14 protein-coding genes are annotated in these 14964 nt (G+C 43.8%); 2 read left to right on the forward strand and 12 right to left on the reverse strand.

Annotated features, from left to right (window positions below):
- Positions 1-2: 2 nt before the first annotated feature.
- The 7 genes from FFM75_RS03890 to hisS all read right to left on the reverse strand — a co-directional run bounded on the left by FFM75_RS03890 (position 3) and on the right by hisS (position 8076).
- Positions 3-1208: a CDP-glycerol glycerophosphotransferase family protein gene (locus tag FFM75_RS03890; RefSeq protein ID WP_137627884.1), complete on the reverse strand. Its 1206-nt coding sequence runs from the start codon at positions 1206-1208 to the stop codon at positions 3-5.
- A gap of 14 nt (positions 1209-1222) precedes the next feature.
- On the reverse strand, positions 1223-2041 hold the full coding sequence (locus FFM75_RS03895) for an ABC transporter permease (RefSeq protein ID WP_137627885.1): 819 nt from the start codon (positions 2039-2041) through the stop codon (positions 1223-1225).
- Between the two features lie 21 nt (positions 2042-2062).
- Positions 2063-3196: a CDP-glycerol glycerophosphotransferase family protein gene (locus FFM75_RS03900; protein ID WP_137627973.1), complete on the reverse strand. Its 1134-nt coding sequence runs from the start codon at positions 3194-3196 to the stop codon at positions 2063-2065.
- Positions 3197-3351: 155 nt separating this feature from the next.
- Positions 3352-4227, reverse strand: a complete 876-nt coding sequence (locus FFM75_RS03905) for a YitT family protein (protein WP_137627886.1) — start codon at positions 4225-4227, stop codon at positions 3352-3354.
- Positions 4228-4342: 115 nt separating this feature from the next.
- A complete protein-coding gene (msrA, locus tag FFM75_RS03910; RefSeq protein WP_137627887.1) occupies positions 4343-4882 on the reverse strand; it encodes a peptide-methionine (S)-S-oxide reductase MsrA in 540 nt (179 codons plus the stop codon).
- Positions 4883-4974: 92 nt separating this feature from the next.
- Complete coding sequence (aspS, locus tag FFM75_RS03915) at positions 4975-6771, reverse strand: aspartate--tRNA ligase (protein ID WP_137627888.1); 1797 nt, start codon at positions 6769-6771, stop codon at positions 4975-4977.
- A gap of 21 nt (positions 6772-6792) precedes the next feature.
- Positions 6793-8076 carry a histidine--tRNA ligase gene (gene hisS, locus FFM75_RS03920; RefSeq protein WP_137627889.1) on the reverse strand — a complete coding sequence of 428 codons (1284 nt, stop codon included), beginning with the start codon at positions 8074-8076 and terminating at the stop codon, positions 6793-6795.
- Between the two features lie 386 nt (positions 8077-8462).
- On the opposite strand from hisS, the gene FFM75_RS03925 reads away from it, so the two are divergent.
- Together FFM75_RS03925 and FFM75_RS03930 are read left to right on the forward strand one after the other, a co-directional pair.
- Positions 8463-9311, forward strand: coding sequence for an N-acetylmuramoyl-L-alanine amidase family protein (locus tag FFM75_RS03925; RefSeq protein ID WP_137627890.1), 849 nt, complete (start codon positions 8463-8465; stop codon positions 9309-9311).
- A 70-nt stretch (positions 9312-9381) separates the two neighbouring features.
- Positions 9382-10224: a fructosamine kinase family protein gene (locus FFM75_RS03930; RefSeq protein ID WP_137627891.1), complete on the forward strand. Its 843-nt coding sequence runs from the start codon at positions 9382-9384 to the stop codon at positions 10222-10224.
- Positions 10225-10279: 55 nt separating this feature from the next.
- On the opposite strand, the gene FFM75_RS03935 is transcribed toward FFM75_RS03930, so the two are convergent.
- The 5 genes from FFM75_RS03935 to FFM75_RS03955 all read right to left on the reverse strand — a co-directional run bounded on the left by FFM75_RS03935 (position 10280) and on the right by FFM75_RS03955 (position 14961).
- Positions 10280-10909, reverse strand: coding sequence for an HAD-IA family hydrolase (locus FFM75_RS03935; protein WP_137627892.1), 630 nt, complete (start codon positions 10907-10909; stop codon positions 10280-10282).
- A gap of 82 nt (positions 10910-10991) precedes the next feature.
- Complete coding sequence (dtd, locus tag FFM75_RS03940) at positions 10992-11438, reverse strand: D-aminoacyl-tRNA deacylase (RefSeq protein WP_137627893.1); 447 nt, start codon at positions 11436-11438, stop codon at positions 10992-10994.
- 12 nt (positions 11439-11450) lie between these two features.
- The gene (locus FFM75_RS03945; protein WP_137627894.1) at positions 11451-13715 is read right to left on the reverse strand and encodes a RelA/SpoT family protein; all 2265 of its coding nucleotides are present in this window, start codon (positions 13713-13715) and stop codon (positions 11451-11453) included.
- A gap of 81 nt (positions 13716-13796) precedes the next feature.
- On the reverse strand, positions 13797-14138 hold the full coding sequence (locus FFM75_RS03950; protein ID WP_137627895.1) for a hypothetical protein: 342 nt from the start codon (positions 14136-14138) through the stop codon (positions 13797-13799).
- A gap of 70 nt (positions 14139-14208) precedes the next feature.
- Positions 14209-14961, reverse strand: a complete 753-nt coding sequence (locus tag FFM75_RS03955) for a 16S rRNA (uracil(1498)-N(3))-methyltransferase (RefSeq protein ID WP_137627896.1) — start codon at positions 14959-14961, stop codon at positions 14209-14211.
- Positions 14962-14964 lie beyond the last annotated feature (3 nt).

Raw genomic sequence — 14964 nt, forward strand, 5'->3', positions numbered from 1 at the left:
CGTCATCCCTCAATTCCAATTTGTTTTAAGACTTTTTCACTGGCATGACCATCTTCCCAACGACAGAATTGATCATAAAATGCCGCTGTCGCCGAAGTTGGTTGCCATTGTCCCGCTGTATACGCATCTAAGGCTTGATATAAAGCCGTATCGGTCGTGACTAATGGTCCTGGTAATTCAGCTTCGTAATCAAAATAAAAGCCCCGCAATTGATCACGATAATGTTCTAAATCATACGCATAAAACAGCTGTGGCCGCTTTAAATTGGCAAAATCAAACATCACTGATGAATAGTCGGTAATCATTAGATCACTAATTAAGTATAAATTGGTGATATCCGTCTCAGCCAGAATTTTGACCCGATCTTCGAAGCCACGAATATCAATATGATCTTTAACCAAGTAGTGTGGCCGTAGAACTAAGATCGTATCAGCTGCCACATGATCAAAAAACGTGGCCAAATCAAATGGTAATTTAAAATTATACCGACCCACATATTGAAAGTCGTCGTCACGCCAAGTTGGTGCATACAAAATCACATTTGCTGGTTGTCGTCCTAACAATTGTTGTTTCAAAGTTGCAATTTCTTCAGTGGTTGTCGTATATAACCGATCATTTCGCGGATATCCCGTATCCAACCATTGATTGCTAAACCCAAACGCATGGGTAAAGATATCATGTGAATATTGATTTGGCGCGATCAAATAATCCCAACGCTGGGCCTCATCTAAAAACTTTTGATGATAGGTTTGCGTATCGGTCCCCGGAATCTCAACATCTGCAATATCTAACCCCAAATGTTTTAACGGGGTCCCATGCCACGTTTGAACATAAGTCGTTTGATCATTTTTGCGCCACCACCGTGGCATGCGTGAATTAAAGACCCAGAATTCGGCGCGCGCCATGACCCAGATCCATTTTAAATGGAATCGTTTTAGCAATTGCATCTCTGGATACTTCGCATGTAACACCGTATATTGCTTGGGCTTCACATTGAAGTAACAGCGGTCCGCGTATTCAGGATGCTGGCGCAATAATGCTTGATAAAGTGCCATCGGATTATCGTTAATATCATTGCCATTAAAACTCTCAAAGACGAAGCTGTGTTTTTTGACTGGTAACAAAATGAACCCATCGTTTAACACGATGAGTCCACCTCGAATGAGAATCTTAATTGCCATGATTAAACGATGTTTAATACTAGCCATTAAGTTACCCCTTTTTAAATTAAATCAACAAATCGTGACCGGAACTTATAGTGTAAGTGCGACCCGACTAGTAAGACTAAGAGCACGAAGCCCCAGAAAATCACCGTCAATAGTGGGCGACTCCACATGTAGGAATCGCTGCCTTGGTTAAACATTGATTGCCGGAAACCGGAAATAATGTACCAAAACGGATTCAATTCTAATAGTCGCACAAACGGTGCGGGAAAACCAGTTGTTTGGAAATTAAACAAAACACCTGATAAATAAAAGAGCATCCGCATCATTGATTGTAACAAGATTTGCCAGTCCCGCACTAAGACGGAAACTGTCGAATTAAACGTACTTAACGCAAACATCAAGCACATCATCGCAAAGAAGTAATAAATCCATTGTAACCAAGCTAATGATGGATAGATGCCATTAAAGAAGCCTAAGGCGATTGAGAAGACCAGCATCGTCCAGAATGAATTCAAATTACCAACGATTCGAATCGATGGTAAGACTGATACTGGGAACTTCATTTTGGAAACCATGCCGACACGTTGATAAATTGCTTTGGAACCATCTAAAACAGCGCGATTCATGAAGAACCAAGGGGTAATCCCGATGACCATCCACATTAAGTAAGAGACCCCATCAAGGTCACTCCCTTTTTTAAAACCACCACTGAAGACGATCCAATAAATGGCAATTTGAATTAGCGGGTATAAATATTCCCAAGCCAATCCCAAATAATGGTTTTGATAACTGGCTTGATCTTCATAATTGGAAATCCGCCAAATAATCCCCCAGTTTTGGAATTGTTCTTTAATAATCGTTACGACCTCTTTCAAGGCTCAGCCACTTCCTATCTCTTAATTCTGATATGGTTTTTGTTGGTGAAAGTATGCAACAGTGCGCTGTACCGCCTGACCGTCGTTTTTGGCGTTCCACAATGCATTAAATGCTTGCCGCGAAGCCACGGTGGCCGGTTGAGCTAACGCCTGATTAAGAGCCGTCACAGTCCGAACTAACGGGCCCGGCGCCCATTGCTCAAAATCAGGTTGTAGTCCCACACGCTGTTGATAGTTTTGCCAGTCAAAGACATAGAATACCATTTTTTGACAATTTGGCAAGAGGGCATAGTCAAAAATGACAGATGAGTAATCACTAATCAAGGTATCCGTTACCGTTAATAGCTCATCAGTACTAAAGTCTGTTGCCGTGGTCAATAAGTCTGGATACTGGGCTAACAACTGCGCCGTTTGTGCTTGTAAATGCGGATGTAGTTTCAAGACTAGCACCTGATCTGGGGCCAATTTTAGTTGACCAAAGTCAGTCGGCAATGTAAACGTCACACCCTCACGGTAAGTCGGTGCATACAACACGATGCGCCGATCCTGCCAATCTGGATGGGCTTGATAGATGGCCGCACGTGTCTGGTCGATCCACGTTGCATCACGATAGCGATCTGAACGGGGATAACCTAACACGCGCATGCGACTACGATCAACATGATAACTAGCCGCAAAGACTTGGCCCATCTTTTCAGATCCCACCACATAATCTGTAAAATGATTATAAACACGTTGGAATCGCCGTTGATCAGCTGCCGCACGCTGGCTTGTTTGTGGGTCACCCCAACCAAACGCTTTAACCGCACCAGCCGCATGCCAAACTTGAATAATACGTTGATGACGTGACATTGTCACCCCACCTAAAAACGCATAATAATTATCACAATACACGACTGCCGCTTGCGTCACCGTCGGAATCCCAGTAACCGCAAACCGTAATGAGTCATGAAATGGCTGAACCGCCACACCATCGGCTGCTAGCACCGCAGCCCCAGCACGCGCTGCAGGTAAGTAATATACGACTAATCGTGCACCTAAGCGCTGTTGCAGCGCCCGAATAAAGTCCAAGTTATCCGCAAAACTCATTAAATAAATCACCTGGTCAGTGGCTTTAAAATGACAACACCACGAGACCAAGGTAACTAACCACATATACAACGTTTTTTTCACGGGCAGCCCCTTCTATTCAGCAAAATATACCCATGTATTATAGCATACTTTAGTTCAGCACCTAGAGCGATGGCCAAAAGCTTAAGATTAATCTAAAATTGGGCCGCTGGTTGCCCAACGACCCAATTCTGATTTAATTATGGCTCCGGCTCATAAAAATGACCAAGAATTTTAACTGTATTTGATATGCTGACAAATGCATGTGGATCAGATTCAGCCATCGCAGCCGTTAATTCTGACATTTCATAACGGGTAATCACCGTAAACAAGATGGTCTTATCATCATGTTTATAGGCACCTTCAGCGTTATGGACGATCGTGACCCCCCGACGAATCCGGTTTTGAACACTATCGATCACCGTTTTAGGCCGACTCGTAATAATCATGACTTGCATTTTTTGTTGGCGGGTATAAGTCATATCCATGACGCGACCGTTAACCAATAGCCCTAAGGCGGAGTAAAAGGCATATGGCCAGCCATACACCGCCCCGGCGGAAATCACAATAATTGAATTAAATGCCATGTTGATGGTCCCAATACTGCGACCCGTCTTGCGCCGTAACACGATTCCAATAATATCTAAACCACCCGTTGAAATCCCATTTTTCAACGCAGTCCCGGTCCCAAAACCGTTCAAAGCGCCGCCAAAGATGGCACAAATAATGGGGTCATGTGTGAGGCCTTCTGGTGCCACCACTTTAATCATGATACTAGATAAAACAACGGCTAAAAATGTATAAACCGTGAAACGATGGCCAATCGAGCGCCACGCAATAATAAACATTGGCACATTTAATAGAAACAACAATACCGCCGTCGACAACTGATACGGTAAGAATTTCGTCATCAAACTATTAATCAATTGTGCTAATCCGGTAATCCCCGAAGAATAAATATGGCCTGGGGTCCAAAAAAAGTTCATGGCCACTGAAACTAAAATGGCATAAATAAACGCGGTTGACGCTTTAAAAACATCACGATGACGTTTGGTCAACTGCTGAAAGTCGTCCATGGTTTGCGCTCCTTTACATTTGCTCTCAGTTATTTTAACACGTCCAAACTGCGTCTAGCAGGTATCTGGCCATTTCTACCGAAAGTCTCACGCTTCTCAGCAGACTCCCATTAACTTAATCGACTTTAGGCGCTTGATCCCAGTGTTTGGCAATAAAATCTGCCCGGCCACCGGCTTCTTGGGCCGCAAAAACAACGGGATTATTTTTATAAAACCGTTGGTGTTCGGCTTCGGCCGGATAAAATGGCTTAACATCTTCAATCGTCGTCACAATCGGTTGATCGAACAACTCCGCTGCTTGTAGTTTTGCCTTAGATGCTTCGGCAAGTTGCCGTTGAACCGGACTATTGACAAAAATCACCGGCCGATAATTATCGCCACGATCTTGAAATTGCCCCATTGCATCGGTTGGATCCGTTTGGTGCCAATAAATTTCAAGTAACGCCGCGTAACTGATTTGACTAGGATCATACGTAATTTTAACGGCTTCGGTATGACCAGTCACATGGGCTTTCACTTGTTCATAAGTTGGGTTGACGGTATGCCCGCCAGTAAAGCCGGAGACGACACTAACAATGCCTGGTTGACGATCGAATGGTTGGACCATGCACCAAAAGCAACCGCCAGCAAAAATGGCTGTTTCAGTAGTTGACATTAAGATTCCTCCAATTAAATTTTAATATAAACCTAACACTAACCAAAAAGAACGTCCAGTCTCATCGATTGGACGTTCTTTTAGTTCGTTAATTAAGCTTCTGGTTCATCAGTTGTATCGGTCCGATTGATCAATAAATCTAAATCGGCCAATTGTTGGTCAGAAACTTCAGCTGGCGCATTGGTCATTGGTTCGGAAGCCTTGGAGTTCTTAGGGAACGCGATGACTTCACGAATGTTGTCATTACCAGATAACAACATCGCAAACCGGTCTAACCCAATCGCTAAACCACCATGAGGTGGGAAGCCCATATCTAAAGCATCTAATAAGAAGCCAAATTGTTCTTGGGCCCGTTCTTTCGTAAAGTTCAAAGCTTTGAACATCTTTTCTTGCACGTCGCGAGTGTGGATCCGGATTGAACCGCCCCCTAATTCGTAACCGTTCAAGACGATATCATAAGATTGTGCATGAGCCTTATGCGGGTCTTCACCATCATTTAAGTAGTGGAGATCTTCTTCATTTGGCATCGTGAATGGATGATGCGCTGGGACCCAGCGTTCAATCCCTTCATCATATTCAAATAATGGCCAATCAACAACCCAAAGATAAGCATATTGGTTATCATCAATGAGATCGAGTTCTTTAGCGATGGCTTTACGCAAATAACCTAAGGTGTCAGAAACGACCTTAAAGTTGTCCGCTGCAAATAAAAGCAAGTCGCCTGGTTTGGCATCGGCAGCTTTGGTAATGGCTTCAAAATCAGCTTCATCCTTAAAGAACTTCGCAATTGGCCCACTGAAACCATCATCAGTGACCTTCATCCAAGCCAAGCCCTTAGCGCCGAAGCGTTCAACATAACTGCCATACGCATCGATGGCTTTACGTGAATACTTGTCAGCCCCGCCAGGAACTGCGATAGCTTTCACAAAACCGCCATTTTTAACGGCGCCACTAAAGACTTTAAAGTCAGTATCTGCGACGACTGCCGACATATCCTTTAATTCCATGCCAAACCGAACATCCGGCTTGTCAGAACCAAACCGATTCATCGCGTCTTGCCAAGTAATCCGCTTGAATGGGGTCGTCACATCAATGCCTTTGACATCATGCATGACCTTTTTAATCAAACCTTCTGTATAGCTTTGAATTTCTTCAGCGCTCAAGAAAGAGGTTTCCATATCGATTTGGGTAAATTCAGGTTGACGGTCACCCCGTAAATCTTCATCCCGGAAACAACGGGCAATTTGGTAATAACGATCAAAGCCCGCACCCATCAACAATTGTTTAAACAATTGTGGTGATTGTGGTAACGCGTAAAAGTGACCTTGATAAACCCGTGAAGGAACCAAGTAATCACGCGCCCCTTCAGGCGTTGACTTAGTCAAGAATGGCGTTTCGATATCGTAGAACCCATTAGCATCAAAGTAGCTGTGGACGGCTTGCGTGATGCCATTACGAATCTTCAACCCGCGTTGCATCTCTGGCCGCCGCAAGTCTAAGTAACGGTACTTCAAACGTAATTCATCAGAAACGTTGATGTTATCTTGAATATAAAATGGTGGTGTCTTGGCTTTATTCAAGATTTTAGCATCATGAATTTCAACTTCGACCTTACCAGTCTTCATATTGGGATTGATGGCATCACCATGACGGTTAACCACTTTTCCTTGAACTTCAATAACGTATTCGCTACGTAATTGATCAGCAACATCTAAAGCTGCTTGTGAGAATTCTTGACTAAACACTAATTGAACAATGCCTTCACGGTCCCGGAGGTCAATAAAAATCAAGCTCCCAAGGTCCCGGCGCTTTTGCACCCAACCTTGTAAGACCACATCTTGGCCTAAATAATCTTCGTTAACTAAGCCCGCATAAGTGGTTCGTTTCATAAATCGCAATTCCTCCTTAAATTATTGTTTGGCTAAAACAGCCGCAACATCTGCAAAAACAGCTGCCATCTCAACTTGCGTTTCTTCACCAGTTGCCATGGACTTCAAGTTCACAACGCCATTTTCGATTTCACTGTCACCAACTGTCATCGTGTATTGGGCATGTAGCCGGTCAGCACTCTTGAATTGCGCTTTAGGTTTCCGATTCAAGTAATCCCGTTCGGCAGTTAGTCCGGCACCACGGACAGCTTGAACCAACTTCAAAGTGGTGGCATTCGCCGCGTCGCCAATTCCAACCACATAGACGTCTAATTGATCATCAACTGGGAAAGCAATCTTTTCCGCATCCATCAACACTAAAAGTCGTTCGACACCAAGGCCAAAACCGACCCCTGACGTTTCTGGGCCGCCTAATTCTTTAACTAATCCATTATAACGACCACCGGCACAAATGGTAGTATACCCTTGACCAAGTGATTTCGAGTTAGTCATAATTTCAAAAATCGTGTGGTTATAATAATCCAACCCACGCACCATCGTCGCATCGATTTCAAATGGAATTTCTAACGCTGTCAATAACGCTTTGGCTTCTTCAAAATGCGCTTTGGCTTCTGGCGTTAAGTAATCCAAAATTGAAGGGGCATCGACCACAAACTTTTGGTCTTCCGGCGCCTTACTATCTAAGACCCGCAATGGATTTTTGTGCAGACGCGCTTTCGAATCATCGCTCAATTCTTCAAAGTGTGGTTCCAAATAATCGATCAACGCTTGGCGGTAATCATCACGCGTTTGTTGATCGCCTAAGGTATTGATCACTAACTTCAAATCGTTTAGACCGAACTTTTTGAGTAAGTTATACCCCATTGCAATAACTTCAACGTCTAATGCCGCACTTTCACTACCGAAGGCTTCCACCCCAAGTTGATGAAATTCCCGTAACCGACCTGATTGTGGCCGTTCATAACGGAACATTGGTCCCATGTAGTAAACTTTGTAGGGCTTTAAGACTTGTGGCCCATATAATTTGTTTTCAACAAAGGCCCGTACAACGCCGGCTGTTCCTTCTGGCCGTAACGTCACGTGCCGGTCACCTTTATCATGGAAATCATACATTTCCTTAGTGACAATATCTGAAGTATCCCCAGCAGAACGGGAGAAAACTTCAAAATTTTCAAACATCGGTGTGCGGATTTCTTTAAATTGATACGTTTTAAAGACATCGCGCGCTGTTTTTTCAACATATTGCCATTTTTCACTTTCACCAGGCAAAATGTCAGCCGTACCTTTTGGCCGTTGATATCTCATCTTTAGTTCCTCCTTCAAATTAAATCGACAAAAAAAGCGCCCCTGAATCTAATTCAAGGGCGCAAATTTGCGCGGTACCACCTTTATGAGCACTAACTGATAACGTCTGTGTTACACAGGCGGAACTTTTCGTTCACCTCAAAAGCGTCTCCTCATTGCTCGTAATCCGGTATCTCAGCCCCACCGGTCTCTGGTTAAAACGTTGCACAATGCTCTTACTTTCTCTGCGGTCGATTTATTAACTTATGATTAAAGTTACACGACTCAGTTGGAAAAGTCAACTGTGCACAGTAGAATTATTACCGATGTCGCTAACTTTAACCTTAACTTTTGGTATACTGGTTGAGTGACAGTTTACATAAATCAATTCTTAGTTGGTGAAACCCATGCAAGTACTCAAACGCTTCTGGCGTCAAATTCTAATTGCGGTCGTCTTCATTGGCTTAGTCGCTGGCTTTACGACCATTTTGGCCACGCATAATACGGCGGTCGTGAATATTGCCAATGTCAATATTCGCAAAGGCCCTGGCATGAGCTACGCGGTCACTGATTCAACGACTAAAGGCACGAAGGTACACATTATGCGCCGCAAAAATAACTGGTTATATGTTCGTTATGCCGACCATAAGTTTGGTTGGATTGCCAGCTGGCTTGTTAATGAAAAAAATAGTCAATTATCAAAAACGACTAAAATATCTGAAGCAACGATCGTGTTAGACCCCGGTCACGGTGGATCAGACTCTGGCGCCCTTTCAAGTAAAAATAAAATGGAAAAAACGTATACCTTACGCGTGGCTAAAGTCGTGGCCAAACGATTACGAGCGGCTGGAGCACACGTGGTCTTAACCCGTGACAGTGACAAATATGTTGGCCTCAGTGCCCGACCAGCTTTAGCAAACAAGTTACATGCCGATGCGTTTATCAGTTTCCATTTTGATAGTTCGCCAGAAAACAACCAAGGATCCGGGATTACCACGTATTATTATCATAAATCCACCTCACTGGCACTAGCTAAGTCACTTAGTAGTGATGTTTCGGCCCTACCGATCAAAAACAAGGGCGTTGAATTTGGCGATTTCTTAGTGATTCGCGATAATTCAGTGCCGGCAGTTTTGATGGAATTAGGCTATATTAATGATGACAGTGACTTTAAGACGATCAGTTCAAACAAGTATCCAAATGAAGTTGCCCAGGCCGTCTATGCCGGCTTGTCCAGTTACTTCGCTAATCACTAACACAAAACCCGCTGCCATAATTGGTAGCGGGTTTTGTGTAACAACTAATTTAAAAAGAAGATGTTGGTAGATGCAATTAACAACGACCTGGTTGGCACAGTTACCACTAAAATCGATCACCACCATGCAACCAGTAACCGGTGGCGATATTAATGCCGCCTTTAAATTAACAAGTGCGGGACATGACTACTTTTTAAAGGTCCAACCGCAACAAACAGCCGCTTTTTTCGCCCACGAAGTTGACGGTCTAACTCGTCTCAGCCACAGCGTGAAAGTGCCTAAAGTCATCGCCACCGGTACGATTAACGGTGATGGTTACTTACTGCAAGCTTGGTCATCTTTGGGCACCGGTCAACAATTCGACTTGGGACAAGCAGTGGCCCAAGTCCACCAACAAACGGCGTCACAATTCGGCTTAGCACATAACTTCTTGCTCGGCAAAATTCCTAAATACAATCAATGGCAGACTAGTTGGTCGACCTTTTATACAACACAACGGTTAGATGTATTAGTCAAGTTGGCAATACAACAGCAACATTGGTCACCTCAGCGCGAATCGCATTACCAACACCTCCGGCAAATAATCCTGGCTGATACCCATATGCAAACCGTCCAACCGAGTCTCTTGCATGGTGATTTATGGGCTGGCAACGTTGGTTTTGATGCGCACGGTATCCCAGTCTTACTAGATCCCGACATTTGTTACGGTGACCGTGAGTTCGACCTGGCAATGACGACCCTTTTTGGTGGCTTTACTGCTAAATTTTATCAAGGTTATCAAAGCGTGATGCCATTTACGACTGGCTGGCAAACACGGTTGCCTTGGTATCAGCTTTACTATTTACTGGCCCACTTAAATCTATTCGGCGCAACCTATGGGCCAGCGGTCGACCATATTCTTAATCAATATTAATACTTGCAACTAACAAATAAGCGTCAAACCAATAATGTGGTTCGACGCTTATTTATTAGCCAATCAATGGTAAAAGCGCATTTAAGTCCGTCACTTGAACATCGGGTTGACTCGTTACCGTCACTAATTGGTCATAATCAAAGAGCCAACCAGCAATACCGGCATTGTGACCCGCATCAATATCAAGATTACGATCACCAATCATCACTGCTTGCTGGCGATCAATGTGATGCCCATCTAAAATAAAATTAAGTGCCGCTGGATCGGGTTTACGCGGAAAAGGCTGATCAGCAGTAACAAAATCGTCAAAGTAAGTCTTTAAATCTGCTTGGGCCAAGTAAGCCAATGCCGCCGGATCACGATGGGTCATCAAATAGTTGTGACCACCAACTGCTTTTACCTTGGCCAATACCTCACTCGCACCCGCGAAAGCAGCTGGTTGAACTTGTAATTTTGGTTCAGCTTGTTGATAACCGGCGCGCACATCATGCCAATCCCAGCCATAACGATCGGCAAGCGTTCGTTCTGCCACCCCAACCGATTGTTGTCGCATGAGCTGATAAGTTTCTTCACTAGTCACCTGACCACCTAAGGCCGTCACCGCTTGTTTAAATGCTTTAACCATCGCCGGATAAGTATCCATTAACGTGCCGTCAAAATCCCAAATCAATTCTCGTTTTAACATTTCTGATAAACTCCCATCACTATTTAATTGGTAGACCCAAAAAGCTGAAACCGGCTAATCCACCAGTTTCAGCTCTTAACGCTTATTTTTGATCGGTATCGTAACAAATCGTCACGGGACCATCATTGACTAGTTCAACTTGCATATCAGCGCCAAAGACACCGGTCGCTACCGGTACCCCGCTAGCCGCTAATTGTGCATTAAATGTATCATACAATTGACTGGCAACTTGTGGATCACCAGCTTTCGTAAAACTAGGCCGATTGCCATGTCGTGTATCAGCGTATAACGTAAATTGTGAGATCGACAACAATTCGCCCTTGATCTGTTGCACATTCAAGTTCAATTTGCCATCAGCATCACTAAAGACCCGCAGATTTAAAATCTTATGCACCAAATAGTCAATTTCAGCAGTGCCATCGCCGTCTTGAAAACCGACCAATAAGACAAAACCTTGTTGGATTTGGCCATAAATTTGGCCTTCGATTGTAACTTGGGCATGTTGTACCCGTTGAACAACTACTCGCACTAGGTCAGCCTCCTAAAACATCTTTCGTTCAACTACATAGACATCTTGGACGTTCTTCAAGCTATCAATAATTCGTTGTAAGTGTTCCAAGTTACGTACTCCTAACGAAACGCTAATAATCACCATCTTGTTATGGTCAACTTTCCCATTAACATTCGTTAAAAACTTCGTATTGTTATTGATTACTTTCAAAACATCATTCAACATGCCATTACGATTGTAGCCTTGAATTTCTAAGTCAGAATTATAATTGGTTCGATCACCATCTGGATCTTCCCATTGCACATCGATCAATCGTTCACCTTGAGCTTCTGCACTTTTCACATTTGGACAATTGATCCGATGAACTGAGACCCCACGACCTTTGGTAATATAACCAACGATATCATCACCCGGAATTGGTGAACAGCAATGACTCAAGCGTACCAATAAGTTATCGACACCCTGAATAATAACCCCACCAGAAGATGACACTTTTTTCCGTTTTTCGTCATTCTTTTCTTGGGCTTCAGCTTGCTCTTTTTTCTTCTTTTTAGAAACTTGTTCACTATGTTCGGCTAAAATCTCACGCTCACGTTCACGTTGCCGATCAGCTTCACGTTGTTTGCGCACATCACTCGTCAACCGATTAGCAATGCCGACTGGTTGCACATCGCCAAACCCTAGTGCGGCATATAAATCATCTTCGCCACCATAATGCATCTTCTTAGCAACGGCTTCGACCTTTTCTTTAGTCATCACCGTTTTAGGATTGAATTCAAAATCACGCAATTGTCGCTCTAACATGTCGCGACCCGTAATAATATTTTCTTCCCGGTCAGCATTACGGAAGAATTGCTTGATTTTATTACGTGCTCGCCGTGTGTAGACCAGCTTTTGCCAGTCGCGGCTAGGCCCCGTCGAACTCGTTGACGTCAAGATATCAACAATATCCCCATTTTTGATTTGATAATCAAGTGGGACGATCTTACCATTAACTTTAGCCCCGGTCGTATGATTACCGACTTCTGTATGAATCGAGTAAGCCATATCTAATGGCCCCGCACCTTTAGGCAATTCCATGACATCGCCTTTAGGGGTAAACGCATAGACTCGGTCACTAAAAAGATCACCTTTGACGCCTTCCATAAAGTCAGCAGCATCTTTACTTTCATCTTGCAGTTCAATAATTTCTTTGACTAAGTTCAGCTTATCGCCAGATTTAGTCGTTTGAACTTGGTCGCGGACACCTTCCTTATAGGCCCAGTGCGCCGCAACCCCATATTCAGCGACCCGATGCATTTCAAAAGTACGAATCTGAATTTCTAGTGGCTTGCCTTCTGGACCAACAACTGTCGTATGCAAGGATTGATACATATTAGCCTTAGGCATCGCAATATAATCTTTAAACCGACCTGGCATTGGTTTCCATTGGGTATGGATGGCTCCTAAAACGGCATAACAATCTTTAATCGAGTCGACGACCACTCGAATCGCCAGCAAATCATAAAGTTGACTAAATTGTTTATGCTTATCACGCATTTTTTTATAAATCGAATAGATATGCTTTGGTCGCCCGTAGATTTCAGCATCCGGTAAATTTAAATCTAGCAGCGCTTGTTGAATATCTTGGATCGCAATTTCAATATATTTTTCACGGTCTTCACGCCGCGAATTCATTAAATGAACAATCCGATAATATTGCTGCGGATTCAAATATCGTAGCGATATATCTTCTAATTCCCATTTAATCGTGCTAATCCCTAAACGATCCGCAATTGGCGCATAAATCTCCAATGTTTCATTGGCAATACGACGTTGCTTATCTGGCCGTAAATGTTGTAAGGTCCGCATGTTATGTAAGCGGTCCGCTAGTTTAACAATCATCACGCGAATATCCTTAGACATCGCTAATAAAAGCTTCCGGTGATTTTCAGCTAGTTGTTCCTTATTGGATTTATAGCGAATCTTACCTAATTTGGTCACGCCATCGACGATTACCGCCACATCATGACCAAATAATTCTTCAACGTCGCCTAAAGTAACGCCAGTGTCTTCAACGACATCATGTAAGAAACCAGAAGCGACGGTTTCGGGATCCATCTTCAATTCAGCTAAAATACCAGCAACTTGAATTGGATGCATAATATAAGGTTCACCGGACTGCCGATATTGATCACGATGGACATACGTTGCAAAATCACACGCCCGCTTCACAAGCGCCACGTGATCAGCATTCATATAGTTTTGGACCATTTCGAGGACGTCTTGTGCCGTCCAAGTAGGTTGTTTGGGCATACTTTAATCACCACGTTTTCCAAGATTTCGGTTCTGCTAAAAAGACACGTCCGTTTTACCCAAACTAACGTGTCTTATCGACTAATTTTCACCCGCCGCTACTGGTTGCGTTGCCATCCCATATGCTAAATATGAAATGCCTAAATCAACGATTGCCAAATAGTAGACGTAGGTTGGGAAAAACAAATAGAGTCCTAACAAACAAAACAATGGCATTAGCCATACTAACCAGCCACTCCGCGCGGTCCGGCGGATTTGCCAGCCAAGAATTGCCGCCACAATAAAATCAACGACAAATAATAACCAGACGATTTGATGAAAGCGACTGATACTGAGCAACTTTAATAGCCAAGGTAGCCCAACGCCCACAATAATGGCAATTAACCAATACTGGCCACTGAACTTACGAAACTTTTCCGTCACATTAATCCCTCACTTATGTCTAAATGCCAAATGACTATGATTCTTTAATTGTACACCACCGACTATAAAATTACACTAATTCGCGCCAAAAAGAAACGGCGCTTAACAAGTAGAGTGGCGCGGTTTCGGCCCGCATTATCCGTGGCCCCAAACCGGCTGGTTTAACCCCTGCAGCTGTTAACGTGTCAATCTCAGCCGGCGTTAACCCACCTTCTGGCCCAAAGATGGCTAACAATTGATCCCCGACTGGTAATTGCCGTAACGTTTGTACCAACTGACTGCTCTCACCTTGCTTAGCCGATTCCTCCCAAGCAACGACTCCTGCCGTATGTGGCACTTCAGCGACTAAGGTAGCTAAATCAGGTTGGTACGTCACCGTCGGAATCATTGTCCGATGGGATTGTTCGGCGGCTGATTGGGCGATCTTAGTTAGCCGAGCTAATTTTCGATCACGTTTATTCGGTGCCCATTTTGCGACGGCATATTGGCAATCAAAAAAGACAAATCCCGCTGCGCCTAATTCAGTCCCACGTTGGACGATTTGTTCGGTCTTATCGCCTTTAGAAACCCCGCAGGCAATGATTACTGGCGTTGGCAGTTCAACTTTAGGCGTCGTGACACTGACAACTTCAACAGTTGCCGTCTTATCAGTTGTTGTTTTCAGCGTGCCGATCACAACTTGTTGTGCTGTTGTGACAAATTCAGCTTGATCACCAGGTTGGGCGCGCATCACCGTCAACCAATGGTGTACGGCGGTGCCCGTTAATTCAAACGTTTGACCCGGCTGATTCGTAATCGGTGTCTCTAAGAAGTAACGTTGCATCGT

It is taken from the genome of Lactiplantibacillus daowaiensis (assembly GCF_005405085.1).
GTDB classification, from domain to species: Bacteria; Bacillota; Bacilli; order Lactobacillales; family Lactobacillaceae; genus Lactiplantibacillus; species Lactiplantibacillus daowaiensis.